Origin of the sequence: Nocardioides abyssi, assembly GCF_030412915.1 — a bacterium.
Classification (GTDB): domain Bacteria; phylum Actinomycetota; class Actinomycetes; order Propionibacteriales; family Nocardioidaceae; genus Nocardioides; species Nocardioides abyssi.
Map to the genome: position 1 here is coordinate 1 of NZ_JAUHJR010000288.1, position 218 is coordinate 218.

General features: G+C 81.7%; 1 pseudogene. It reads right to left on the reverse strand.

The annotated features are described in order from the left end of the window. Positions 1 to 218 (reverse strand): annotated as a pseudogene (locus QWY29_RS20775) (DNA repair protein RadA); the annotation flags it as partial.

The following is a 218-nucleotide window of genomic DNA, read 5'->3' on the forward strand; positions in this document are numbered from 1 at the left end:
CCCCCGCCGAGCACGCGGTCGAGCTCGGGCACACCGCTGGAGCGGTGGGCGGCGTCCTCGACCGCGACCTGGCCGATCGGCACGGCGGCGGTGGTCACCGGCGTCGCCGCCGGGCGCGGCGGGGGGGCGAGGGCGGCCGCGGCGACCGAGCCCCAGGCCTGGCACTCGCCGCAGCGGCCGACCCACATCGCGGTCTCCCACCCCCCCACGGTGCAGCG